Origin of the sequence: Saccharothrix algeriensis, assembly GCF_016907655.1 — a bacterium.
Lineage (GTDB): Bacteria > Actinomycetota > Actinomycetes > Mycobacteriales > Pseudonocardiaceae > Actinosynnema > Actinosynnema algeriense.
The window spans coordinates 1,171,273-1,193,071 of sequence record NZ_JAFBCL010000001.1; the positions used below are offsets into that span (position 1 = coordinate 1,171,273).

Genomic DNA, 21,799 nt, shown 5'->3' on the forward strand with positions numbered 1-21,799 from the left:
GCGGAGGAAGGGCACACCCGGGAACCGTTGTCACTGCACGGGATCGGCTCGATCATGTCCACAGTGGACTTACTCGGCGAAAGGGCGGACCGGCACCACGACCTCGGACGGGCGCTCGAACGGCCCCGCCACCGCCCCCAGGCGGCACCACGCCGTCGCACGGCACGGTCGGGGACGCCCGCAGCGCAGATCGGCAAGGCGCACGGTAGTCCATTCAGACGGCACGCACGTCCACCGGAGTACCCGCACCCCCGCCGTTCGGACGTAGGCAACCGGCGAACACCCGCCGAGAACCATGCGGAACCGATGGACCGGGCGACCGAGCCCGGTCGCCCGGAGCCCGCCCGAGGAGGGGAACACCGGCGAACGGCCCTGGAGATGTTCACCCGTATGCGCGCACCCGGCGCGACACGGTGCGGAGCGACGCGGAAAACCTTGTCGACACCCCGGCCGCTGCGGAGAATTCGGGGAACCTTGTCAGGGGGTGAACCCGGTGCCGCGTGGAGAGCGCCCGTTGGACGTCGGCGACAGTCCGCTGCTGAAGTTCGCAGCCGACCTGAGGGCGCTGCGGGACAAGGCCGGTGGTTGCAGCTACCGGCAGCTCGGAGCCCGCGCGCACTACTCGGCGACCACGCTGTCGGACGCGGCGGGCGGGCGGAAGCTGCCCAGCCTGGCCGTGACGCTGGCCTACGTGCGCGCCTGCGAGGGCGACGTGGACGAGTGGGAGGACCGCTGGCGCCGGGTCGCCGCCGAGGTCCAGCCCGCGCCGGCCGCGAACCCGGACGAGGCCCACCCGCCCTACGCGGGCCTCGCCCCGTACGGCACGCGGGACGCCGAGTGGTTCTTCGGCCGCGACCGCGTCCTGGAGGACCTGGAAGCGCGCATCACCGCCCGCCGGTTCGTCGCGGTGTTCGGCGCGTCCGGCGCGGGCAAGTCCTCGCTGCTGCGCGCCGGCCTCGTGCCGCGCCTGCCCGGCACGACCGTGCTGACCACGCCCGGCGAGCTGGACGTGCTGCCGGAGAAGCTGGACCTGACCCACGACCTGCTCGTCGTCGACCAGTTCGAGGAGGTCTTCACCCTCTGCCCGGACGCCGAGCAGCGCGCCGCCTTCGTGGACGCCCTGCTCACCGCCCCGTGCCGGGTGGTGCTCGGCGTGCGCGCCGACTTCTACGGCCACTGCGCCCAGCACCCCCGGCTGGTCGACGCGCTGACCGACGCCCAGCTGCTGCTGGGCCCGATGGGCCCGGAGGAGCTGCGCCAGGTGATCATGCAGCCCGCCGTCAAGGCGTCCTGCACGGTGGAGACGGCCCTGGTCAGCAGGCTCATCGCGGACGCGACGGGCCAGGCCGGGGTGCTGCCGCTGCTGTCGCACGCGCTGCTGGAGACCTGGCGGCGGCGGCGCGGCACCACCCTGACCCTGGCGGGCTACGAGGCGGCCGGCGGCATCCAGCACGCCATCGCCCAGACCGCCGAGCGCACCTTCACCTCCCTGGAGAAGCACCAGCGCGTCCTGGCCCGCCAGGTGTTCCTGCGGCTGACCGCCCTGGGCGACGGCACCGAGGACACCAAGCGCCGCCTGCCGCGCGCCGAGCTGGACGCCGACGTGGACGTGGACGTCGTCCTGGACCGCCTGGCCCACGCCCGGCTGCTGACGCTGGACCGGGACACGGTGGAGATCGCCCACGAGGCGCTGATCCGCTCGTGGCCGCGGCTGCGCAACTGGCTGGCCAACGACCGGGACGGCCTGCGCACCATGCGCCGGCTCACCGAGGCCGCCGCGACCTGGGACTCGCTGGACCGCGACCCGGACGCGCTGTACCGGGGCTCCCCCCTGGACGCGGCCGTGGAGTGGACGCGGCGCGACGGCGTGCGCCCCAGCGCGATGGAGCGCGACTTCCTGGCCGCCAGCCTGGCCGCCCGCGACCAGGAGCGCACGCTGGCCCACCGCCGCACCCGCCGGCTGCACCAGCTCGTCGCGCTGCTGCTGGTGCTGCTGGTGTTCGCCACCAGCGCGGTGGTCCTGGCGATCCGCGCGCAGAAGCAGGCGGCGGCCGAGCGGAACCTGTCGGTGGCCCGCTACGTCGCCAACGAGGCGCAGAGCCGCCGCGACGCGGGCAACCCCGACCTGGCCAACCAGATGATGATCGCGGCCTACCGCCTCAGCGGCACCGACGACCTGCGCGACCAGGTGCTCAGCGCCCACGCGGCGAGCGGCCTGGACATGGTCAGCCGCTCGGTGCTGCCCTCCGGCCCGGTGGTGATCCCCGACGGCGCGCAGGTCCCGACCGCCCGCGCGCCGGAGATCGCCGACGACCGGATCTACCAGCGGCTCGGCCGCCTGCTGACCCCGCGCAACACCGTGACCTCCTTCGCCGTCACGCAGTCCCAGCGCGCCTACGCGACGACCGCGGAGCAGCCGGACGCCCGCGTCTGGGACGTGACCGACGCCCGCAACCCCGTGGTCGCGCACACCTTCACCGGCGCGGTCACCCGCATCGCGTTCGCCCCGTCGGGCGGGAGCCTGCTGGTGACGGTGGAGCGCGCCGCCGAGGCGAAGGTCTGGGACACCACCAACCCGGACGAGCCGTCCCTGCTGGCCGTCCTGTCCGGCCACCCGCACTGGATCAGCGACATCGCGTTCAGCCCGAACGGCAGGGTCCTGGCCACCATCGACAACCAGAGCACGGTCCGGCTGTGGAGCCTGGCCGACCCGCGGCAGCCGCGGCAGATCGGTGAGCTGGACGACGGGCGCGACGTCTCGACCCTCGCCCTGGGCCACGACGGCCGCACCATCGCCGTGGCCGGGGCGACCGGCGCCATCCGCCTGTGGGACCTGACCGACCCGTGGGCGCCGACCCAGGTCGCCACCCTGGAGGGCCACTCGGACAAGGTGCTGAGCCTGGGGTTCCGCCGCGACGGCCGCGCCCTGGCCTCCGCGGGCAAGGACGGCACGGTCCGGCTGTGGGACCTGGCCGACCGGGACCGGCCGGCGCAGCGCGCCCGGATCAGCGGTCACACCGAGGGCGTGTACGGCATCGGCTTCGGTGACACCCCGGACTGGGTGGTGACCTCGAACGCCGACGGCACGACCCGGTCCTGGGAGTTCGACGTGGAGGTCGTCATCGCGAAGCTGTGCGAGGCCGCGGACGAGCCGATCGCCGAGGACGAGTGGCGGCGCACCTTCGAGGGCATCGACTACCGCCCACCGTGCGGATGACGCCCGGCAGGCCGATAATCGCGGCGTGACCACTCCCCGTGACGAGGACCGCACCGCCGCGATCCCGGCCGCCCCGGTCCCGGACGGTCCGCCCCCGGCCACCACCCCGGTGGACCCCACGCCCACCCCGGTGGGTCCCGCGCCCACCCCGGGCCACAAGCCGAGGCCGACCAGGATCAGCGGCACCTGGGTGGCGGTGGTGGCCTCCATCGTCGTGCTGATCGTCCTGCTGGTCTTCATCCTCCAGAACCTCACCGACGCGACGATCACCTTCTTCGGCGTGTCCAGCACCCTGCCCCTCGGCCTGGCGCTGCTGTTCGCCGCGATGGGCGGCGCGGTGGTGGTGGCGCTGGTCGGCGCGGCCCGCATCCTCCAGCTGCGCCGCCAGGCCAAGCGGGAGCTGCACCGGCGCTGACACCGCGACCGGCGGGCTCCCGCCCGCCGTCGGCCGCGATCACGGCCGCGGTCAGGAGCTGGAGCGCACCACCAGCGCGGTCGGCAGCAGCACGAACGGCGGCAGGTCGTCCTCACCGGCCAGCTCCGCCATCAGCCGCCACGTCAGCGTGCGGCCCAGCTGCTCGACGTCCTGCCGGACCGTGGTCAGCGGCGGCTCGGCGGCCGACGCGGTCAGCAGGTCGTCGAAGCCGACCACCGCCACGTCCTGCGGCACCCGCCTGCCCCGCTCGCGCAGGGTCCGCAGCGCGCCCAGGGCCATGACGTCCGAGGCGACGAACACCGCGTCCAGGTCGGGCGCGCGGTCCAGCAGCTCCGCCATCGCCGCCGCGCCGCCCTCCGGCGTGAAATCGCCGTGGGCCACCAGGTCCGCCGGCAACCGGGCCTGCCCCAGCTCCCGCTTCCACCCGGAGAGCCGGTCGATGCCCGCCGCCATGTCCTGCGGGCCGGCGATCGTGGCGATGCGCTGGCGACCCCCCGACACCAGGTGCCGGGCCGCCGCCACCGCGCCGTTGAAGTTGTCCGAGTCCACGTAGGGCACTCCCCCGGCGCCCAGCGGCCGGCCGCCGACGACGGCGGGCAGGCCCGCGTCGATCAGCGTGCGGGGCAACGGGTCCTGGCCGTGCAGGCTGACCACCAGCACGCCGTCGACGTGGCCGCCGCACAGGTAGTTCACCAGGTCCTGCTCGTCGCCCTCCTTGCTCATCATCAGCACGAGCTGGACCCGCTTGCCCGCCAGTTCCGCGTACGCGCCGCGCAGGACGCCCGCGAAGAACGGGTCGGCCAGCACCCTGCTGCCCGGCTCGGAGACCACCAGGGCGATGCAGTTCGCCCGGTTGCCCGCCAGCGTGCGGGCCGCCTGGTTGGGGCTGTAGCCCAGGCGCGCGATGGCCTGGCGCACCGCGTCCCGCGCCTTGGGGCTGACGTACGGCTCGCCGTTGATGACCCGCGACACGGTCGACTTCGACACCCCGGCCGCCCGCGCCACCTCGGCCAGCCGGGCACCCGACCGACGCCCTTTCGACGGGCCGACGACGCCGCTCACGGGGCGTCCGCCGCTGCGGGCGCGCTGATGGGAGCTGCGTGCTGGTAACCCATGGCGATCATCTTATGGCGTATCCGCCGGATTGCCGATGCGGTCAGGGGGTGCAACGGGGAGGAAGCCCGACGACGAGGCGTTCCCGGCCGCGCGCAGTGCCGAAATGCGCACCGAACCAGCACACCCCTGCTCTTTTCACCCGGGAAAGGCGCACCTTCGCGCAGTGAACGAAGGTACGCCTTTGCGCAGCGGACGAAGCGACAGCACCCTGCTCCGCTTCCCACGAAGCAGCGCCGCACCTAGTGCGCTTTGCACGCAGCGGTGCTGCACCTCGTGCACACACCGGTCGCTTCGTGTTCTCCTCCCCGTACGGCCTGGGCGCAGCCCGATCAGGGTTTCTGGGGGGTGTCAAGCACGCTTTTCGCTTGACACCCCCCAGAAACCCTGATTGCCTTCGGCAGGCCGTGCGGGGAGGAGAACACGACCGCCCTTTCTTTTCCTCCTCCTTGGGGGCCTCCCGGCCGCTCTTCATACCTGGGTCGCGCACCGATCCGGGTGAGATTAGGTGCTGTACCGATCGAGGCTGAAGAGCTTTAAAGAGTCCTCGCCGGACAGGCAGGCCGCCAAGGAGAAGGAAAAGAAAGAGCGGTCGTGTTCCCCCCGCATGACCTGTCAAAGACAACCATGCTTTTCCTGGGGGTGCAAGCGAAAAGCGTGCTTGCACCCCCAGGAAAAGCATGGTAGCCCTCCGGGCAGGCCATACGGGGAGAACACGAAGGCACCGGGCTGCACGGGGCGTGCCGAACCCAAGAGCAAGAGGCGGAGCGTGGGTCGGTCGGGGTGTGGTCGGCGGTTGCCGCCGGGCGCGGGGTGTTCCGGCCCGGCGGCAGTGGGGCCGGGGTCAGCGGCCGTCCTCCAGGTCGCCCTCGGTCTGGAGGTAGACCGCGCGCAGCGCTTCCAGCGTGTCCGCCTCCGGGTGCTCCCACATCCCCCGGTCGGCCGCCTCCAGCAGGCGTTCGGAGATGCCGTGCAGCGCCCAGGGGTTCGACTCGGTCAGGAACTTCTGGTTCTCCGGGTCCAGCACGTAGCTGGCGGCCAGCTGCTCGTACATCCAGTCCGCGACCACGCCCGTGGTCGCGTCGTAGCCGAACAGGTAGTCGACCGTCGCGGCCAGCTCGAAAGCGCCCTTGTACCCGTGCTTGCGCATGGCGGCCAACCAGCGCGGGTTCACCACGCGTGCCCGGAAGATCCGGTTGGTCTCCTCGTGCAGCGTGCGGGTGCGCACGGCGTCGGGGCGGGTGCTGTCGCCGACGTAGGCGGCGGGGGCCTTGCCGGTCAACGCGCGGACGGTCGCCACCATGCCGCCGTGGTACTGGAAGTAGTCGTCCGAGTCGGCGATGTCGTGCTCGCGCGTGTCGATGTTCTTGGCCGCCACGGCGATCCGCTTGTACGCGCTCTCCATGTCCGGCCGCGCGGCGACGCCGTCCAGCTCGCGGCCGTAGGCGTAACCGCCCCACACGGCGTAGACCTCGGCGAGGTCGGCGTCGTCGCGCCAGTTCCGGCTGTCGATCAGCGGCAGCAGGCCCGCGCCGTACGCGCCCGGCTTGGAGCCGAAGATCCGCATGGTGGCGCGGCGCTCGTCGCCGTGCTCGGTCAGCGCCGCCCGGGCGTGGGCGCGGACGAAGTTGTCCTGCGCGGGCTCGTCGAGCGCGGCCACCATGCGCACCGCGTCGTCCAGCAGCGCGACCACGTGCGGGAAGGCGTCCCGGAAGAAGCCGCTGATCCGCACCGTCACGTCGATCCGGGGCCGGCCCAGCTCCGCCAGGGGCACGGTCTCCAGGCCGGTCACCCGCCGCGACTGGTCGTCCCACACCGGCCGGACGCCCAGCAGCGCGAGGACTTCCGCGATGTCGTCGCCGGAGGTGCGCATCGCGCTGGTGCCCCACACCGACAGGCCGACCGAGGGCGGCCACTCGCCGGTGTCGGCGCGGTAGCGCTCCAGCAGCGAGTCCGCCATCGCCTGACCGGTCTCCCAGGCCAGCTTCGAGGGCACCGCCTTGGGGTCGACCGAGTAGAAGTTGCGGCCGGTCGGCAGGACGTTCACCAGTCCGCGCAACGGGGAACCGCTCGGGCCCGCCGGCACGTAGCCGCCGTTCAGCGCGTGCAGCAGGTTGGCCACCTCGTCCGTGGTGCGCGCCAACCGGGGAACGACCTCGATCGCGCCGAACTCCAGGATGCGCGCCACGTCCTCGGAGTCGGTCAGCGTGCGCGCCACCGCCGGGTCCCAGTCCGCGTCCTCCATGGCCTGCACCAGTTCGCGGGCCCGCGCCTCCACCGCGTCGGTGGCCGCGCGGGTGTCGTCGGCGAGCCCCAGCGCTTCGCGCAGCCCCGGCAGGGCGGCCACCTGGCCGGCCCACATCTGCTTGGCCTGCAGGATCGACAGCACGAGGTTGACGCGGGTCTGCCCGGTCGGCGCCTCGCCGAGGACGTGCAGGCCGTCGCGGATCTGGACGTCCTTGATCTCGCACAGCCAGCCGTCGACGTGCAGGATCAGCTCGTCGAACTCGGCGTCGTGCGGCCGGTCGGTGATGCCGAGGTCGTGGTCGAGCTTCGCGGCCTGGATCAGCGTCCAGATCTGCGCGCGGATCGCGGGCAGCTTCGCCGGGTCCATCGCGGCGATGTTGCCGTGCTCGTCCAGCAGCTGCTCCAGGCGGGCGATGTCGCCGTAGCTGTCGGCGCGCGCCATCGGCGGCACCAGGTGGTCGACCAGGGTGGCGTGGGCGCGGCGCTTGGCCTGCGTGCCCTCGCCGGGGTCGTTGACCAGGAACGGGTAGATCAGCGGCAGGTCGCCCAGCGCGGCGTCGGGGCCGCAGCCCGCCGACATGCCGACGGTCTTGCCCGGCAGCCACTCCAGGTTGCCGTGCTTGCCGACGTGCACCACGGCGTCGGCGCGGAACTCGTCCTCCAGCCAGCGGTAGGCGGCCAGGTAGTGGTGGCTGGGCGGCAGGTCCGGGTCGTGGTAGATGGCGATCGGGTTCTCGCCGAAGCCGCGCGGCGGCTGCACCATCACCACGACGTTGCCCGACCGCAGCGCGGCCAGCACGATCTCCCCGTCGGGGTCCCGCGAGCGGTCGACGAACAGCTCGCCGGGCGCCTGCCCCCAGTGCCGCTCCATCTCCTCGCGGGCGTCCTCGGGCAGCGTCGCGTACCACTCGCGGTAGCGGGCGGCGGGCAGGCGCACCGGGTTGCCCTGGAGCTGCTCCTCGGTCAGCCAGTCGGCGTCCTGGCCGCCGGCCGCGATGAGGGCGTGGATCAGCGCGTCGCCGTCGAGGTTGACCACGCCCGGCAGGTCCTCGCCGATGTCGTACCCGTTGTCCTGCAACGCCCGCAGCAGCCGCACGACGCTGGCGGGCGTGTCCAGGCCCACCGCGTTGCCGATGCGGGAGTGCTTGGTCGGGTACGCGGAGAGCATGACGCAGATCCGCCGCCGCGCGGGCGGCACGTGCCGCAGCCGCCCGTGCCGCACGGCGGTGCCGGCCACCCGCAGCGCCCGTTCCGGGTCGGCGACGTAGACGGTCAGGCCGTCCTCGTCGATCTCCTTGAACGAGAAGGGGACGGTGATGATCCGGCCGTCGAACTCGGGGATCGCGACCTGCGTCGCGGTGTCCAGCGGGGAGAGCCCGTCGTCGTTGGCCTCCCACGCCGCGCGGCTGCTGGTGAGGCACAGCCCCTGGAGGATCGGGACGTCCAGCGCGGCCAGCGCGCCCACGTCCCAGGCGTCGTCCTCGCCACCGGCCGAGGCGGCGGCGGGCTTCGAGCCGCCGGCCGCGAGCACGGTCACCACCAGCGCGTCGGCCTTGCCCAGCTCCGCCAGCAGCTCCGGCTCCGCGGTGCGCAGCGACGCGCAGTAGATCGGCAGCGGGCGCCCGCCCTTGACCTCGATCGCGTCGCACAGGGCGTGCACGAACGCCGTGTTCCCCGCCACGTGGTGCGCCCGGTAGTACAGGACCGCGACCACCGGGCGGGTGTCCGCGGCTGCCCCGTCCGGGTTGCCGTCGCCCGGGTCGCCCGCGGGCGCGGTGCGCTCCAGCACGCCCCAGCTCGGCGTCGCCCGCGGCGGCGCGAACCCGAAGCCGGTCAGCAGGACCGTGTCGGACAGGAAGTCGTGCAGCTCCGCGAGGTTCGCCGGTCCGCCGTGCGCCAGGTAGGCGTGCGCCTCGGCGCAGACGCCGCCGGGCACGGTCGACAGCTCCATCAGCGGCGCGTCGGGGTTCTGCTCGCCGCCGAGCACCACCACCGGCCGGGGGCCGGCCAGCAGCCAGTCCAGCCCCTCCTCCCACATCCGCCGGCCGCCCAGGATGCGGACCACGACCAGGTCCGCGCCCTCCACCAGGGCGGGCAGGTCGTCCACGGTCAGCCGGGCGGGGTTGCCCAGCCGGAAGTCGGCGCCGCTGGAACGGGCGGACAGCAGGTCTGTGTCGGAGGTCGACAGCAGCAGGATCACGTGCGGCTCCATCCCTCGGGGGTCCTCGCCCCAGGTCGTAGGGGACGGCGGAGCGGAGTTCCTGACTCCCGGGCTGGCGCCCGGTCACAGTGGCGGGACCGCGCCGGATTCGCACCGGCTTCCTCCTGTTGCTTCGCCGTTCGAACGACACCCTAACCGCCAGCTAGCATCCAGCCCATGCCCCAGGACCGTGAGCGCCCCGACGCCTGCCCCGGCGCGGTCGACGTGCACCGGGCGGCCGACGGCGGGCTGGCCCGCGTCCGGGTGCCCGGCGGCACGCTGTCGGCGGCCCGGTTCGACGCCGTGCGCACCGCCGCGCTGGAGCTGGGCGACGGGTGGATCGAGCTGACCTCGCGGGCGAACCTGCAGATCAGGGGCCTGGCGCCGGGCGCGGAGCACGAGCTGGGGGCGCGCCTGCGGGAGGCCGGCCTGCTGCCCTCGCGCACCCACGAGCGGGTGCGCAACATCGTGGCCGCGCCGCTGGAGGACAACCAGGCCCTGGTCGACGAGGTCGACCGGGCGCTGTGCCGGGTTCCCGAACTGTCCGAGCTGCCGGGCCGGTTCCTGGTCACGGTGGGCGCGGCGGTCGCCGGCCTGGGCGGCGACGTCGGGCTGGTCGGGGACGCGCTGCTGCTGGCGGGCCGGGACACCGGGCTGCGGGTGGCCGACCCGGTGGCCGCGGTGGTGCGGGCGGCCCGGCTGTTCCAGCGGCTGCGCGGCCCCGCGTGGCGGCTGTCCGAAGTGGACGGCGGTGTGCGGGAGATCACCGCCGCGCTGGGCGTCGCGGGCCCGCCGGCGCTGGACACCGCTGTGACTCCGGTCGCACCGGGCCCGGTGGGCGACCGGGTGGTGGCCGGGGTGCCGCTGGGCCGGCTGGACGCCCGCCTGCTGGCCGGGACGCCGGTGCGCATCACGCCGTGGCGCAGCCTGGTGCTGCCGGCGGGCGCGGACACCTCCGGCCTGTTCACCGACCCGGCCTCGCCGTGGCACGGGGTGAGCGCGTGCACCGGCCGGCCGGGGTGCGCCAAGTCGCTGGCGGACGTGCGGGCCGACGCGGCACGGTGGATCGGAGCACCGCACGACGGCCCGGTGCACTGGTCGGGCTGCGCGCGGCGGTGCGGTCGCCCGGCGGGCGACGTGGTGGAGTTCGTCGCGACCGGGCACGGGTACGAGGAGATCAGGTGACCAGCTACATCAAGGACGGGGCGGAGATCTACCGCCGGTCGTTCGCCACCATCCGCGCGGAGGCCGACCTGGGCGGGCTGCCCGCCGACGTCGCGCGCGTCGCGGTGCGGATGATCCACGCCTGCGGCATGGTCGACCTGGTCCGGGACATCGCCTGCTCCCCCGGCGTCGTGTCGGCGGCGCGGGCCGCGCTGGAGGCGGGCGCGCCCGTCCTGTGCGACGCGCAGATGGTCGCCTCCGGGGTGACCCGCCGCCGGCTGCCGCGGGACAACGAGGTGCTGTGCGCGCTGGGCGACCCGCGGGTCCCCGAACTCGCCGCGAAGCTGGGCAACACCCGCAGCGCCGCCGCCCTGGAGCTGTGGGGCGACCGGCTGGGCGGCGCGGTGGTCGCCATCGGCAACGCCCCGACCGCCCTGTTCCACCTGCTCGACCTCGTCGCGGCGGGCGCGCCCCGCCCGGCGGCCGTGCTGGGCATCCCGGTCGGCTTCATCGGCGCGGCCGAGTCCAAGCAGGCGCTGGCCGACAGCGACCTGGAGCACCTGGTCGTGCACGGGCGGCGCGGTGGCAGCGCCATGGCCGCGGCGGCCGTCAACGCGATCGCGAGCGAGGAAGAATGACCGGCAGGCTGTACGGCGTGGGGGTGGGTCCGGGCGACCCGGAACTGGTGACGGTCAAGGCGGCCCGCCTGATCGGCGAGGCCGACGTCGTGGTCTACCACAGCGCCCGGCACGGCCGCAGCGTCGCGCGCGCGATCGCCGAGCCCTACCTGCGCGGCGACCAGGTGGAGGAGCAGCTGGTCTACCCGGTGACGACCGAGGACTCCCCCGACTACCAGGGCGAGATCGACGCGTTCTACGCCGAGTGCGCCGAACGGCTGGCCGCGCACCTGGACGCCGGCCGCACGGTGGTGGTGCTGGCCGCCGGCGACCCGTTCTTCTACGGCTCGTACATGCACCTGCACAAGCGCCTCGCCGACCGCTACCCCGCCGAGGTCGTGCCGGGGGTCACGTCGGTCAGCGCCGGGGCGGCCGTGCTCGGCAAGCCGCTGGTGGAGCGGGACGAGGTGCTGACCGTGCTGCCGGGCACGCTGCCGGTGGACGTGCTGGCCGAGCACCTGGCGGCGGGCGACCCGGTGGCGGTCGTGAAGCTGGGCCGCACCTTCCCGCGCGTGCGGGAGGCGCTGGAGCGCGCCGGGCGGCTGGACCAGGCGTGGTACGTGGAGCGCGCCACCACGGGCGGGCAGCGCACCGCGCCGCTGTCCGAAGTGGACGCCGACGGCGTGCCGTACTTCTCGCTGGCCCTGCTGCCCAGCCGGGCCGACGCGCGGCCGGCGCCGGACGGGGCCGCCGGGCCGGGCGAGGTCGTCGTCGTGGGGCTCGGGCCGGCCGGTCCGCGGTGGCTGACCCCCGAGGCGCGCCGGGCGCTCGCCGAGGCCGACGACCTGGTGGGCTACGTCACCTACCTGGACCGCGTCACCACCGCCCCGCGGCAGCGCAGGCACGCCTCGGACAACAAGGTCGAGTCCGAGCGGGCGGCGTTCGCGCTGGACCTGGCCAGGCGCGGCCGGCGGGTCGCCGTGGTCTCCTCGGGCGACCCCGGGGTGTTCGCGATGGCCAGCGCCGTGCTGGAGGTCGCCGCCGAGGAGCAGTTCGCGGACGTCCCGGTGCGCGTGCTGCCCGGCCTGACCGCCGCGCACGCCGTGGCCAGCCGGGCGGGCGCGCCGCTCGGGCACGACTACTGCGTGGTGTCGCTGTCGGACCGGCTCAAGCCGTGGGACGTCATCGCCGGGCGGCTGGCCGCCGCCGCCGCGGCGGACCTGGTGCTGGCGATCTACAACCCGGCGTCGCGCAGCCGCACCTGGCAGGTGGCCGCGGCCCGGGACCTGCTGCTGGAGCACCGGTCGCCGGACACGCCGGTGGTGATCGGCCGGGACGTCGGCGGGCCGGAGGAGACCGTCTGGGTGGTGCGGCTGGCCGACCTCGACCCGAACGACGTCGACATGCGCTGCCTGCTGCTGATCGGCTCGTCGCAGACCCGCCGCACCGACCGGGGCGCGGTGTTCACGCCCCGGCGCTACCCGTCCTGAGCCAGTCCAGCGCCGCGTCGACGGTCGCGACCGTCGGCGCGGCGGGCGCGGGCGGGCGGCGCACCAGCACCACCGGCAGGCCCAGCAGGCGGGCGGCGTCGAGCTTGGCGGCGGTCATCGAGCCGCCGCTGTCCTTGGTCACCAGGACCTCCACGGCGTGCCGGCGCATCAGCGCCACCTCGCCGTCGAGGGTGTAGGGCCCGCGGTCGAGGACGACTTCCAGCGCGGTGGCGCCCTCGGGCGGGTCGACGGTGCGCGCCACGCCGCGCGCGAACGCGCCCAGCCCCTGCCGCCCGGTGGTGACCAGCGCGCGCCGCCCGCCGACCACCGCCGCCGCCTCGGCGATCGAGTCGACCCACGTCCAGCGGTCGCCCTCCCGCTCGGTCCAGCCGGGGCGGCGCAGCACCAGCAGCGGCACGCCCGCCGCGGCGGTCGCGGCGAGGGCGTTGGCCGTGATGCGGTCGGCGAACGGGTGCGTGGCGTCGACCACGGCGTCGACCCGCTCCGCCCGCAGGTAGGCGACCAGGCCGTCGACCCCGCCGAAGCCGCCGACCCGGACCTCGCCCTCGGGCAGCCGGGGCGAGCTGACGCGCCCGGCCAGCGAGGAGACCACCCGCGCCGCGCCGAGCGCCCGCCGGGCCAGCTCGCGCGCCTCGCCGGTGCCGCCCAGCACCAGCACGGTCCTCCCCTGCCCGGTCCTCCCCGGCGCGGTCACGACCGGCAGCGGGCCGTCGAGTAGAGGTGGCTGTCGAGGAAGTCCTGGGCGGTCAGGACGGCCCCGACGACGATCACCGCCGTCCGCTTCACCCCCGCCGCCGCGACCTGGTCGGAGATCGTGGCGAGCGTGCCGCGCAGCACCAGCTCGTCCGGTCGACTCGCGTAGGCGACGACGGCCACCGGGCAGTCGGGCCCGTAGTTGGGCGTCAGCTCCGCCACGACCTCGGAGATCCGCTGCACGGCCAGGTGCAGCACCAGCGTGGAGCGGGACCGGCCCAGCGCCGCCAGGTCCTCGCCGGGCGGCATGGGGGTGGCGCGGGCCGCGGTCCGGGTCAGCACGACGGTCTGGCCGACGCCGGGGACGGTCAGCTCCCGGCGCAGCGCCGCCGCCGCCGCCGCGAACGCCGGCACACCGGGTGTCACGTCGTAGGGGATGCCCAGCGCGTCCAGCCGGCGCATCTGCTCGGCCATCGCGCTGAACACCGACGGGTCGCCGGAGTGCAGCCGCGCCACGTCCGCGCCGGCCGCGTGGGCGGCGGCCAGCTCGTCGGTGATCCGGTCGAGGTCGAGGTTGGCGGTGTCGACCAGCCGCGCGCCCTCCGGGCAGTGCGCCAGGACCTCGGTGGGCACCAGCGCGCCCGCGTACAGGCACACCGGGGAGGTCTCCAGCAGGCGCACCGCCCGCACGGTCAGCAGGTCGGCCGCGCCCGGCCCCGCGCCGATGAAGTGCACGGTCACTGGTCTACCTCCGCTGCGGTGTCGGTCCCGGTCACTGCCCGCCCCTTCGTCACGGCCCAGGTGGTCACCGGCATGTGGGTCCGCCAGCCGGTGAACCCGCCCACGGGCTTGTCCCGGCTGACCGAGAGCCGGGTGAGCGAGCCGCCCAGCACGCCGCGCCACCGGGCGAGCACGGCCTCGGACTCCAGGGTGACGGCGTTGGCCACCAGCCGGCCACCCGGCCGCAGCGCCGCCCAGCAGCGCTCGACCACGCCGGGCGCGGTCAGCCCGCCGCCGATGAACACCGCGTCCGGCGTCGGCAGGTCCAGCGCGCCGGGGACCGCCCCGACGACGACCTCGACACCGGGCACGCCCAGCGCGGCGGCGTTGCGGCCGATCCGGGCGGCGCGGGCGGCGTCGCGCTCGACGGCGATCGCCCGGCACGCCGGGTGCGTGCGCGACCACTCGACCGAGATGCTGCCCGAGCCCGCGCCCACGTCCCACAGCAGCTCGCCGGGCCGCGGTCCCAGCAGCGCCAGCGCCACCGCCCGCACCTCGCGCTTGGTGAGCTGGCCGTCGTGCTCGAAGGCGTCGTCGGGCAGGCCGGGGACCAGCGGGTGCCCGCCCTCCGCGCACTCCACCGCCAGCACGTGCAGCGGGTCGGCGTCGGCGAGGTCGTGGTGCACGCGCTCGTCGGGGCCGCCCAGCCGCTCCAGCACGGTCAGGCGGGCGTCGCCGGTCAGCGCGGCGACCTCGGCGGGGGACCCGCCCAGCACCAGGACCCGCCGGCCGGGGTGCAGGTGCGGCACCAGCAGCGACGCCGGCCTGCCCACCAGGCTCACCACGTCCACCGAGTCCAGCGCCCACCCGAGCCGGGCGCAGGCCAGCGACACCGACGAGGGGTGCGGCACCACGCGCACGGCGTCGGCCCCGAGCAGCCGCACGAGGGTGGAGCCGATGCCGTGGAACATCGGGTCGCCGCTGGCCAGCACGCACACGCGGCGGCCGGCGTGCGCGGCCAGCAGGCCCGGCAGCGCCGGGACCAGCGGCGAGGGCCACGCCACCCGCTCGGCCCCGCCCGGGACCAGGGCGAGCTGGCGGGCGCTGCCCAGCAGGACGTCGGCGGCGGCGACCTCGCGGCGGGCCGCGTCCGACAGGCCCTCCCAGCCGTCCGCGCCGATGCCGACGACGGCGATCACGTCGTGCGCGCCGCCCTGGCCGGCACCGCCCTGGTCAGCGCTGTTCACGCCGGCACCACCCTGGTCAGCGCTGCTCACGCCCGCGCCACCCACCCGCTCACGGCCGCTCACACCGTGCCCAGCACGCGCGTGACGGCGATCTCGATCACGACCCGCTCCGGGTTGGGGCGCGGCTGCCGGTAGCGCCGCGCGTACCGGCGCTCGGCGTCGGCCACCTCGTCCGCCTCCTGCCGGATCACCGCGCGCCCCTCCAGGGTCGACCACCGCGCACCGTCCACCTGGCACACCGCGACCCGGGCGCCGTCCGGTCCGGCGGCGAGCACCTGGCGCACCTTGTGCGAACCGCGGGAGGCGATGACCCGTGCGGTGGCCGACTCCACGTCCAGCGTGACGCCCACCGGCACGACGTGGGGCGTGCCGTCGGCGCGCAGGGTGGTCAGCGTGCACAGGTGGCGCTCGGTCCAGAACGCCCGGAAGTCCTCGCCCTTGGCAGACAGCATGGGTGCATCATGCGGCACGACCGCGCCGCGGTCGAAAACGCGCCGCGCCGGTTCGGCCGCCTCCGGCCGGGAACGCCGGTCCGGGGCGGGCGCCGGTTCAGGGACGCCGGTCCGGGGTCACCGGTTCGGGGCGCCGGTCCGGGGCAGGCCGCTTCGGGAAGCCGTCGGGTCGGCGACGGGACCGCTTCGGGAAGCCGGGGGGTTCGCGGGGCCGCCCAGCTCAGCCGCCCGCTCAGCCGCGCAGCGGGCGCAGCGCCGCCGCGACGAGGGCCACCGCCTCGGCCGTCGTGGACGCGTGCGGCGAGAGCCGGACCCGGCCCGACCGCGCGGTCGCCGTCACGCCGGCCCGCGCCAGCGCCCGGCCCACCACCTGCGCCGGCACGCCGGGCAGCGTGAACGACAGGATGCCCGCCCGCCGCGCCCACGGGGCCGCCACGGTCCCGCCCGCCGACCGCACCGCCTCCGCCAGCTCGTCGGACCGCTCGACGATCCGCTCGTGCAGCGCGGGGACGCCGGCCGACTCGACCAGCTCCAGCGCCGTCGCGAGCGCGCCCGCCGCGATCGGGTTCGGGTTGGTGACCGACCACGCCGCCGCGCCGGGCGCCACCGGGTGCGGCGCCCCGTCGAACACGCCGGGGTCCACCACGCCGGTCCAGCCGGACAGCACCGGGCTCAGGCGGTCCAGTGCCCGGTCCGACAGCGCCGCGAAGCCGGTCGACCACCCGGCGCGCAGCCACTTCTGGCCACCGACGACCACGACGTCGGCCGCGGACCACGGCTCGTCCACCACGCCGAACCCCTGGATGCCGTCGACCACCAGCAGCCGGTCGCCGACCACCTCGCGCAGGGCCGCCAGGTCAGCGCGGTACCCGGTGTGGAAGTCCACGGCGCTCACCGACACCGCCGTGACCTCGTCGGACAGCGCGTCGCGCACCGATTCGGGCGTCACCGGACCGGGCCGCAGCCACCGCACCCGCGCGCGGCCGGCCCGCACCCACGGGTAGGTGTTCGCCGGGAACTCGGCCGGCGACACCGCGACCTCCCCGGAGAGCCCCAGCGCCATCCCGAACAGCCCCGTGCTGGTGTTCGGCAGCAGCACGACGTTCCCGGCGCCCGCACCGCACAGCCGGGCGGCGGCGGCCTCGGCCCGCGCCTCCTGCCGCATCAGGTCGTCCACGGTGGACGGCCCGGCGGTCATCGCCCGCTCCGCCAACCGCGCGGTCAGCTCCACCACGGCGTGCGCGGGCGGCCCGAACCGGGCGAAGTCGAGGTAGCCCACCGGCTCGCGGAACTGGGCCAGGTAGGACGGCGGGATGCTCGTGACCACCTGTGACACCTTCACGAAAGACTGACCGTGCGCGCTGCAAACTACACCCGTACGGGTTGCCATACATCACTCAAATGGAATGCTTCGGGTGTCCCGTTCGTTGAACGGGGTAACCGGGGGCCGCAAACCCCCCACCAGTCGAGCGAGGAGTACCTATGGCCACGGTGGAGCTGACCACGGAGAACTTCGACGAGGTGGTCGGCGGCTCCGACATGGTCCTGGTCGACTTCTGGGCGGCCTGGTGCGCGCCGTGCCTGCGGTTCGCGCCGGTCTACGAGAAGTCCTCGCAGAAGCACACCGACATCGTGTTCGGCAAGGTCGACACCGAGGACCAGCAGCAGCTGGCCGCCGCTTTCCAGATCCGGTCGATCCCGACCCTGATGATCGTGCGCGACGGCGTGGTGCTCTACGCCCAGCCGGGCGCGCTGCCCGAGGCGGCCCTGGAGGACCTGATCGACCAGGCCCGCAAGGTCGACATGGACGAGGTGCACAAGCAGGTCGCCGAGCAGCAAGCCTGACCGGCGAGCCCGAGGGGCGCCGACCGCGCGCGGTCGGCGCCCCTCGGCGTCCCGGGCCCGGCGGACGGGGTCAGGCCAGGCTCCCGGGCAGCCCGAACGGCCGGAAGTGCTCCGCGCCCACGAACGACGTGATCGCGGAGATCAGCCCGTCCCGCAGGGTCAGCACGTTCACCGACCACGCCAGGTGCGCGCCGGCCGCCCCGTCCCACAGGTAGCAGCCCACGGCCGGCTGCCCGTTCGCGCTCAGCGGCAGGTGCCGCCACGCGCCGCACGAGGTCAGCGGCACCCGCACCGCGAAGTCCATCGCCGCCTCCCGCCCCGCGTACCAGCCGGTCATCGGCGGCATCGACCAGGTCACGTCCTCGGTGAGCAGCGCGACCAGGGCGTCCGCGTCACCGCGCTCCAGCGCCGTCGCGAACCCGGTGACGACCTCCCGCAGCCGCACGTCGTCGATCTTGCGCAGGGCCTGCTGCTGGGAGACCGCCGGCACCTTCCGCGCCACGACCCGCCGGGCCCGCGCCAGGGCCGAGTTCACCGAGGTGGTGGAGGTGCCCATGATCCCCGCGATCTCCGCGACGGCGAAGCCCAGCACCTCGAACAGCAGCAGCGCCGCGCGCTGGTTGCCCGGCAGGTGCTGCAGCGCGGCGACGAACGCCAGCTCCACCGCCTCGCGCTGCTCGTACCGCGCGCCCGGCCCGGCCGGCGCGGCGGCCAGGCCCGCGTCCGGGTAGGGGCCGAGCCAGGCCACGTCCGCGCCCTGCCCGCCGCCGGACCCGGCCCCGTCGCCGGACGGCCCGAGGTCCATCGGCAGCGCCCGCCTGCCCCGGTGCTGCACGGCGTCCAGGCAGGTCCGCGTGGCCACCGAGTAGAGCCACGACCGCAGCGAGCCGCGCCCCTCGAACCGCCCCAGCCCCCGCCACGCCCGCAGCAGGGCCTCCTGCAGCGCGTCGTCGGCGTCGTGGGTCGACCCGAGCATCCGGTAGCAGTGCGCGTGCAGCTCGCGACGCAGCGGCTCCACCAGGCGGGTGAACGCGGCGTCATCCCCGGCGCGCGCCAGGTCCAGTTCGGCGTCCGGTTCGGGCGGGGCGGGAAAAACTTCGCTCACGACCGACGATTCTGCCCCGCGGCGGGAGTCACCACTGCGAACGGCCATCGACGACACCTGGAGGCTCCCATGAGCAGCACGCACACCGTCACCGTCGGCACCCTGAGGGTGGACGACGCGTCACTGCACTACGAGGTGCGCGGCCGGGGCCCGCTGGTGGTGCTGGTCGGCGCGCCGATGGACGCCCGGTCGTTCGAGCCGCTGGCCGACCTGCTGGCCGCCGACCACACCGTGCTCACCACGGACCCGCGCGGCATCAACCGCAGCCCGGTGGACGACCGCGAGCGCGACTCGACCCCGGAGCAGCGCGCCGACGACCTGTTCCGGCTCATCGGGCACGTGGCCGCCGGCCCGGCGGCGGTGCTCGGCTCCAGCGGCGGCGCGGTCAGCGCCCTGGCCCTCGCGCAGGCGCACCCCGAGGTCGTGCACACGGCCGTCGCCCACGAGCCGCCGCTCGCCGAACTGCTGGAGGACCGCGAGGAACTGCGGGCGCGGACCGAGGAGATCATCGCCACCTACGAGGCCGGCGACCCGGTGGGCGCGTTCCGGAAGTTCCTGGAGGTGGCGAACATCTTCCTGCCGGAGGAGGTGCTCCAGCAGATGGCCGGCAGCGAGCGCGACGCCCAGGCCGTCGCCGACGACGACTACCAGTACCGGCGGATGCTGCGCGCGACCACGCTCTGGGCGCCGGACCTGGACGTCCTGCGCGCGTCGCCGTGCCGGGTCGTGGTCGGCCTCGGCGAGGAGTCCGGCGGCCAGCTCTGCGACCGCACGTCCCGGGCGCTGGCGCGGGAACTGGGCGTGGAGCCGACCATGTTCCCCGGTGACCACGTGGGTTTCGCGGGTGACCCGGAGGCGTTCGCGACCCGGCTGCGGGTCGTGCTGAAGGGCTGAGCCCCCAAGGCCGCCGGGTCGGGGCCCGAGGGCCGGGAGGGGCGCCGTCGCCGGCGCCCCTTCCCTCGCGTGGATCGCCGGCGGCAGGTGGGTCCACCCGTCCTCTGCTTCCGGCGTCACGGCATCGCTGCCGTGCCGGTGAAACCCGGTGCGACCTGCTCTCACCTACGGGTCGGCCGTCGATCCTCGCACCCTGGTTTCCCCGTAACCCGGCGCCTACACCCGAAACGATCCGGTGCGTACTCCCGGGGCCCACTGGGTAGCCCTGGGCCGATGAGAGGAGGCGGCCCATGAACCACCCCGCCCACGACCCGTCCACCGCGGAGCTGGTCGGCCGACTGTCCGAACAGGTCAGCAGGCTCGCCCGCGAGGAGATCCAGCTCGCGGTGGCCGAGGTGAAGACCAAGGGACGGCACGTCGGCATGGGCGCCGGACTGCTGGGCGGGGCGGGTGTGCTCGCCTGGTTCGGCGGGATGGCGTTGATCGCGGGGCTGGTCCTGGTGCTGGCGCTGGTGATGCCCGCGTGGCTGGCGGCCTTCGTCGTCGCCGTCGCGGTGTTCGCGATCGCCGGCGTCCTGGCCCTGATGGGCCGCAAGCAGGTCAGCCAGGGCTCGCCGCCCATCCCCGAGCAGGCCGTGAGCGGCGTGAAGCGGGACATCTCGCAGGTGAAGGAGAGGGCCCACCGATGAGCAAGGACGTTCCGCAGGACCCGGACGCGCTGCGCGCGGACATCGAGAAGACCCGTGGCGAACTCGGAGACACCGTGGAGGCGCTGGTGCACAAAGTGGACGTGCCCACCCGTGTGAAGGAAACCGCGCACGAGAGTGTGGAGCAGGTGAAGGAGGGCGCGGCGGCCGTGGCCGGCCGCGTGAACTCCGCGGCCGTCGTCGCCGCGGAGAAGGCGCAGGAGACGGCCGCGAAGGCGCAGGAGACGGCCGTCAAGGTGACTTCGCAGGTGTCGGACAGGGCCTCGCAGGCCGTTGACTCCCTGCCGCCGCCGGTCGCCGAGCAGGTGCGCCGGCACCCGGCCCTGATCGCCGCGGGCGTCGTCGCGGCGATCCTGCTGGTGTGGCGGGTGCTGCGGGGGTGCCGGTCGTGAACAAGCTGCTCTACCGACCGCTCGGGATGCTGTTCAGCGTGCTCGGCGGGTTGGCCGCGAGCAAGCTGTTCGGCCAGGTGTGGAAGCTGATCAGCGGTGACAAGGTGGCGCCCACCGCCACCCAGCGGGATCGCGGCTGGGGCGAGGTGCTGCTCGCGGCCACCATCCAGGGCGCGATCTTCGGCCTGGTGAAGGCCGCGATCGACCGCGGCGGCGCCACCGGCTACGACAAGCTGACCGGCGAGTGGCCCGGCGACACCCAGGACGTCGACAAGTAGCGCGGCTTCCCCGCCGCGACGCGGTCCCCACGACAGGAAGCCTTGGCAGGCAACGAATCCGCCGGGTGGCACCACCTCCGGCCCCCGCTCGGCGAGCAGGGGCCGGAGGGCGGGGCCCCACCCGGCGGTTTCCCGCGTCCGGACGCGCCGACGGAACGGCGCCCGCCGGTCAGAACCGGGGCGGGCGCTTCTCCAGGAAGGCCCGCACGCCCTCCTCGTACTCGGCGCTGTGCACGGCCTCGTCGTACAGGGCTCGGACTTCACCGGTCTCCTCGCACCGGCCGTCGGTGACGAGGTCCACGATCGTCTTCGCACCGCGCACGCTCACCTGCGCCCGCGCCGCGATCAACGCCGACAACCGCTCCACCCTGGCGTCCACGTCCTCGTGGACCTCGTTCACCAGGCCGATCCGCAGGGCGGTCGACGCGTCGAGCAGTTCCGCGCCGAACAGGATCTGCTTGGCCCAGGCCGGGCCGACCGCGTCCACCAGCCGCTTGGTCGAGGGCAGGCTGTAGACGATCCCCAGCTTCGCGGGCGGGATGCCGAACCGCGCGCCGGTCGACGCGACCCGGATGTCGCACGCCAGCGCGATCTCGCACCCGCCCCCCACGCAGTAGCCGCTGACGGCCGCGATCGTCGGCTTCCCGAGCGACGCGATGGCCTGCGCGCCGCCGTGCACCGCCTCTCCGTAGCGCGCCGCCCCGTCCGCTCCCCGGCGCAACCGCGTGAACTCGCCGATGTCCGCGCCCGCCGAGAAGTGCTCCCCGCCCCGGATCACCAGCACCCGCACGGCCGAGGCGTCCCGGACCCGCCCGAGCAGGGCGGGGAGCGCCGACCACATCTCGTAGCTCAGGGCGTTGCGCTTGGCGGGCCGGTCGATCGTCAGCGTCGCGACCGGGCCGGACGTGTCCAGTCTCAGCGTCATCACCGGAGAGTAGGGCGACCGCCGCCGGCGCGGGCC

18 protein-coding genes, 1 pseudogene and 1 riboswitch are annotated in these 21,799 nt (G+C 74.9%); of the genes and pseudogenes, 10 read left to right on the forward strand and 9 right to left on the reverse strand.

The window, feature by feature from the left end; genetic code table 11:
- The first annotated feature begins 493 nt into the window (after positions 1-493).
- Both JOE68_RS04960 and JOE68_RS32150 read left to right on the forward strand, forming a co-directional pair.
- Positions 494-3,217, forward strand: coding sequence for an nSTAND1 domain-containing NTPase (locus JOE68_RS04960; RefSeq protein ID WP_204841157.1), 2,724 nt, complete (start codon positions 494-496; stop codon positions 3,215-3,217).
- Between the two features lie 25 nt (positions 3,218-3,242).
- Positions 3,243-3,632, forward strand: coding sequence for a LapA family protein (locus JOE68_RS32150; RefSeq protein WP_204841158.1), 390 nt, complete (start codon positions 3,243-3,245; stop codon positions 3,630-3,632).
- 51 nt (positions 3,633-3,683) lie between these two features.
- On the opposite strand, the gene JOE68_RS04970 is transcribed toward JOE68_RS32150, so the two are convergent.
- A complete protein-coding gene (locus tag JOE68_RS04970; protein ID WP_204841159.1) occupies positions 3,684-4,715 on the reverse strand; it encodes a LacI family DNA-binding transcriptional regulator in 1,032 nt (343 codons plus the stop codon).
- Between the two features lie 895 nt (positions 4,716-5,610).
- On the reverse strand, positions 5,611-9,213 hold the full coding sequence (cobN, locus tag JOE68_RS04975; RefSeq protein ID WP_204841160.1) for a cobaltochelatase subunit CobN: 3,603 nt from the start codon (positions 9,211-9,213) through the stop codon (positions 5,611-5,613).
- 34 nt (positions 9,214-9,247) lie between these two features.
- A riboswitch (cobalamin riboswitch) is annotated at positions 9,248-9,383 on the reverse strand.
- Between the two features lie 7 nt (positions 9,384-9,390).
- Here cobN and JOE68_RS04980 point away from each other — a divergent pair.
- Genes JOE68_RS04980 through cobJ form a run of 3 tightly spaced genes read left to right on the forward strand, consistent with a single transcriptional unit; the run spans position 9,391 to position 12,484 of the window.
- The gene (locus tag JOE68_RS04980) at positions 9,391-10,398 is read left to right on the forward strand and encodes a ferredoxin-like domain-containing protein (RefSeq protein WP_204841161.1); all 1,008 of its coding nucleotides are present in this window, start codon (positions 9,391-9,393) and stop codon (positions 10,396-10,398) included.
- Positions 10,395-11,015: a precorrin-8X methylmutase gene (locus tag JOE68_RS04985; RefSeq protein ID WP_204841162.1), complete on the forward strand. Its 621-nt coding sequence runs from the start codon at positions 10,395-10,397 to the stop codon at positions 11,013-11,015. The genes JOE68_RS04980 and JOE68_RS04985 overlap by 4 nt, the downstream gene beginning before the upstream one ends.
- On the forward strand, positions 11,012-12,484 hold the full coding sequence (cobJ, locus tag JOE68_RS04990) for a precorrin-3B C(17)-methyltransferase (RefSeq protein ID WP_204841163.1): 1,473 nt from the start codon (positions 11,012-11,014) through the stop codon (positions 12,482-12,484). Before JOE68_RS04985 ends, cobJ begins: the two co-directional genes overlap by 4 nt.
- Here cobJ and JOE68_RS04995 read toward each other — a convergent pair.
- The 5 genes and pseudogenes from JOE68_RS04995 to JOE68_RS05015 form a co-directional block, all read right to left on the reverse strand.
- Positions 12,459-13,199, reverse strand: coding sequence for a cobalt-precorrin-6A reductase (locus JOE68_RS04995; RefSeq protein WP_307819530.1), 741 nt, complete (start codon positions 13,197-13,199; stop codon positions 12,459-12,461). The genes cobJ and JOE68_RS04995 overlap by 26 nt on opposite strands.
- Positions 13,196-13,939 carry a precorrin-4 C(11)-methyltransferase gene (gene cobM, locus JOE68_RS05000; protein ID WP_204841164.1) on the reverse strand — a complete coding sequence of 248 codons (744 nt, stop codon included), beginning with the start codon at positions 13,937-13,939 and terminating at the stop codon, positions 13,196-13,198. Before cobM ends, JOE68_RS04995 begins: the two co-directional genes overlap by 4 nt.
- Positions 13,936-15,165, reverse strand: a complete 1,230-nt coding sequence (gene cbiE, locus JOE68_RS05005; protein ID WP_307819531.1) for a precorrin-6y C5,15-methyltransferase (decarboxylating) subunit CbiE — start codon at positions 15,163-15,165, stop codon at positions 13,936-13,938. The genes cobM and cbiE overlap by 4 nt, the downstream gene beginning before the upstream one ends.
- A gap of 59 nt (positions 15,166-15,224) precedes the next feature.
- Positions 15,225-15,617: a pyridoxamine 5'-phosphate oxidase family protein gene (locus tag JOE68_RS05010; protein ID WP_204841165.1), complete on the reverse strand. Its 393-nt coding sequence runs from the start codon at positions 15,615-15,617 to the stop codon at positions 15,225-15,227.
- Between the two features lie 241 nt (positions 15,618-15,858).
- A pseudogene (locus JOE68_RS05015) lies at positions 15,859-16,932 on the reverse strand (aminotransferase class V-fold PLP-dependent enzyme); the annotation flags it as partial.
- Between the two features lie 167 nt (positions 16,933-17,099).
- On the opposite strand from JOE68_RS05015, the gene trxA reads away from it, so the two are divergent.
- The gene (trxA, locus tag JOE68_RS05020) at positions 17,100-17,462 is read left to right on the forward strand and encodes a thioredoxin (protein WP_204841167.1); all 363 of its coding nucleotides are present in this window, start codon (positions 17,100-17,102) and stop codon (positions 17,460-17,462) included.
- A gap of 70 nt (positions 17,463-17,532) precedes the next feature.
- On the opposite strand, the gene JOE68_RS05025 is transcribed toward trxA, so the two are convergent.
- A complete protein-coding gene (locus tag JOE68_RS05025) occupies positions 17,533-18,567 on the reverse strand; it encodes a sigma-70 family RNA polymerase sigma factor (protein ID WP_307819532.1) in 1,035 nt (344 codons plus the stop codon).
- 69 nt (positions 18,568-18,636) lie between these two features.
- Between JOE68_RS05025 and JOE68_RS05030 the strand changes: the two genes are divergently transcribed.
- The 4 genes from JOE68_RS05030 to JOE68_RS05045 all read left to right on the forward strand — a co-directional run bounded on the left by JOE68_RS05030 (position 18,637) and on the right by JOE68_RS05045 (position 20,838).
- Positions 18,637-19,461 carry an alpha/beta fold hydrolase gene (locus tag JOE68_RS05030; RefSeq protein WP_204841169.1) on the forward strand — a complete coding sequence of 275 codons (825 nt, stop codon included), beginning with the start codon at positions 18,637-18,639 and terminating at the stop codon, positions 19,459-19,461.
- Positions 19,462-19,751: 290 nt separating this feature from the next.
- Entirely contained in the window at positions 19,752-20,150 is a 399-nt protein-coding gene (locus JOE68_RS05035) for a phage holin family protein (RefSeq protein WP_204841170.1), read from the forward strand.
- Positions 20,147-20,560: a DUF3618 domain-containing protein gene (locus JOE68_RS05040; RefSeq protein ID WP_204841171.1), complete on the forward strand. Its 414-nt coding sequence runs from the start codon at positions 20,147-20,149 to the stop codon at positions 20,558-20,560. The genes JOE68_RS05035 and JOE68_RS05040 overlap by 4 nt, the downstream gene beginning before the upstream one ends.
- The gene (locus JOE68_RS05045) at positions 20,557-20,838 is read left to right on the forward strand and encodes a DUF4235 domain-containing protein (protein ID WP_307819533.1); all 282 of its coding nucleotides are present in this window, start codon (positions 20,557-20,559) and stop codon (positions 20,836-20,838) included. Before JOE68_RS05040 ends, JOE68_RS05045 begins: the two co-directional genes overlap by 4 nt.
- A 169-nt stretch (positions 20,839-21,007) precedes the next feature.
- Here the strand turns inward: JOE68_RS05045 and JOE68_RS05050 are convergent, their stop codons facing one another.
- Positions 21,008-21,763 carry an enoyl-CoA hydratase/isomerase family protein gene (locus JOE68_RS05050; RefSeq protein ID WP_204841172.1) on the reverse strand — a complete coding sequence of 252 codons (756 nt, stop codon included), beginning with the start codon at positions 21,761-21,763 and terminating at the stop codon, positions 21,008-21,010.
- Positions 21,764-21,799 lie beyond the last annotated feature (36 nt).